The sequence below is a fragment of the Aeromicrobium sp. PFPM2_SD2 genome, assembly GCF_057364525.1.
Window position 1 is genome coordinate 1 of the sequence record NZ_JBNFNZ010000408.1, and the last position, 2,225, is coordinate 2,225.

3 protein-coding genes are annotated in these 2,225 nt (G+C 70.7%); all 3 read right to left on the reverse strand.

The genetic code is table 11. From position 1 onward, the window contains the following. Positions 1 to 143: 143 nt before the first annotated feature. The gene (locus tag AC2W7G_RS14330) at positions 144 to 521 is read right to left on the reverse strand and encodes an RNA polymerase-binding protein RbpA (RefSeq protein ID WP_485869029.1); all 378 of its coding nucleotides are present in this window, start codon (positions 519 to 521) and stop codon (positions 144 to 146) included. Positions 522 to 611: 90 nt separating this feature from the next. Next, a complete protein-coding gene (locus AC2W7G_RS14335; RefSeq protein ID WP_485869030.1) occupies positions 612 to 1,988 on the reverse strand; it encodes an MFS transporter in 1,377 nt (458 codons plus the stop codon). Then, on the reverse strand, positions 1,985 to 2,225 hold a 241-nt coding region (locus tag AC2W7G_RS14340), incomplete at its 5' end, for a glycerophosphodiester phosphodiesterase family protein (protein ID WP_485869031.1). The genes AC2W7G_RS14335 and AC2W7G_RS14340, both read right to left, overlap by 4 nt.

Consider the following 2,225-nt stretch of genomic DNA (forward strand, 5'->3'; position numbering starts at 1 on the left):
GCGCCGCCGCTAGCCGGTCCTCGCGCGGTCGCACGGGCCCAGCCGGCGGGACGCAGCGCCAGTCCCCGGACGCACGAAGGCCCCGGTCGCAGGACCGGGGCCTCCTGGGCGGGCTCGCCGGGGGAGGAGCGAGCGTCGCCGGTCTAGGCGGGCTTCTTCTTGGTGCCGCGGTGCAGGTGCGGCGGGCCGATCTCGCCGGCCCGGAGCATCTCCAGACGCTCGGTCAGGATCTCCTCGAGCTCGTCGACCGAGCGCCGCTCGAGCAGCATGTCCCAGTGGGTGCGGGCGGCCTTCTCGTCCTTGACCTCGGGCTCGCCGGCGTCGACGCGCCGGGCCAGGACACCGGTCTTCGGGTCCTCCCACTCGTCGGGCACCTCGGCCTCGACGGACATGGTGACGGTGAACGTCCTGCCGTCCGGCAGCACGTACTCGATCTGCTGGCGGGGCGCCATCTCGACACCGCGCTCGTCCTCGAAGCTCTGGGTTCCGAGACGCGCTCCCCGTAGTGCGCGCTCTGCCATGAGTCATCCACTCCTTCGTCCGTTACGTACGTGTGAACGTCCGAGGGCCTCGTGAGATTCCCCGAAGGGGTCGAAGGTGTCCCCGAGATTTCACAGTACGGCAGGCTCGGCGTTGCCCGCCTCTCGAACTCCGCGACGCGGATCGACCTTGAGCAGCAGCAGGCCGCCGACGACGAAGAAGACGATGAGCGCGAGGATCGCCGGCCGGTACGAGCCGGTCATCTGGTGGACGACGGCGAACACGAGGGTGCCGAACCAGCTCGTGCCGCGCTCGCAGGCCTGGTACAGGCTGAAGTACTCCGCCTCGCGCCCCTTCGGGATGAGCTGGCTGTAGAACGAGCGCGACAGGGCCTGGGTGCCGCCCATGACCAGGCCGATGCCGGCGGCCATGACCAGGAACGGCACGATCTGCTCGGCCGGCAGCAGGTAGCCGGCGCACACGATGAGGATCCAGACCGCGAGACCGCCCAGGATCGTGCGGCGCGCACCGATGCGGCCGGCGACCTTGCCGAACAGCAGGGCCCCGCCGAAGGCCACGAACTGCACGAGCAGGATCGTGGCCATGAGGACGTTCGTGTCGAAGCCGAGCTCCTTCTCGCCGTACACCGACGAGGCCGAGATGACCGTCTGGATGCCGTCGTTGAAGAACAGGTAGGCGGCCAGGAACAGCATCGTCTGGGGGTAGGCGCGCAGCCCCTTGAGCGTGGTCCACAGCTGCAGGAAGCTGCCGCGGACCGTGGCGGTGCCGGCGTCGGGGTCGACGACGGCGCGCGGCGGGTGGTCCTTGAGCCCGCGGAACGGGATGATCGTGAACCCGGCCCACCACAGGGCGGCCGAGAGCATGCAGACCCGCACCGCCTCCTGCGTGGTCAGCCCGAGCGCGTCGTGCATCGTGACGACGGCCAGGTTCACCATCAGCAGGATCGCCCCGCCCAGGTAGCCCAGGGCCCAGCCCCGCGACGAGATGCGGTCGCGGTCGTCCGGCCCGGCGATGTCGACCAGGATCGCGTCGTACACGACGATCGAGGACGCGAAGCACAGGTTCGCGCCGACGAGCAGCAGGGCGCCCAGCTGCCAGTTGCTGCCGGTCACCAGGAACATCGCGGCCGCGAACGCGCTGCCGATCCAGCCGATCATGGCCAGCAGCCGGCGCTTGGACGGCGCACGGTCCGCCAGCGCCCCGACGACGGGCAGGAGCACCGCCGACAGCAGCGTGGTCAGGGTGATGACGTAGAAGACGAGCGAGCCGGCCGACAGGCTGAGGAACCCCAGCACGTCCACGTTCTCGCGGCACGGACGCTCGCTGGTGCCGGCGTACCCGCAGGCCGCCTGCTCGGCGACGGACGTCAGGTACGGCGAGAACAGCACCGTCGCGGTCGTCGTCCAGTAGCCGCTGTTGGCCCAGTCGTAGAAGAACCAGGCCCGCTGCTCGCGGGTGATCGTCGGCTTGGGCGTCAGGGTGGTCATCGGGGGTCCTTCCACTGGCCGCGCTGCACGAGCACGTCCTTGAGCACGTCGGGGCGGTCGGTCACGATGCCGTCGACCCCGAGGTCGAGCAGCTCGTGCATGGCGGTGGGGTCGTCGATCGTCCAGACGTGGACGACGCAGCCGGCGGCGTGCGCCCGCTCGACGAAGCGGCGGTCGACGACGGTGAGCGGGCCGCGGGTGCGCGGCACCTGCAGGCAGCGCGCACCGCGGCGCACG

What these genes read in the sequence shown, in the direction of transcription:
- AC2W7G_RS14330 (WP_485869029.1), bottom strand. Translation starts at nt 521, where the DNA reads ATGGCAGAGCGCGCACTACGGGGAGCGCGTCTCGGAACCCAGAGCTTC.
- AC2W7G_RS14335 (WP_485869030.1), bottom strand. Translation starts at nt 1,988, where the DNA reads ATGACCACCCTGACGCCCAAGCCGACGATCACCCGCGAGCAGCGGGCC.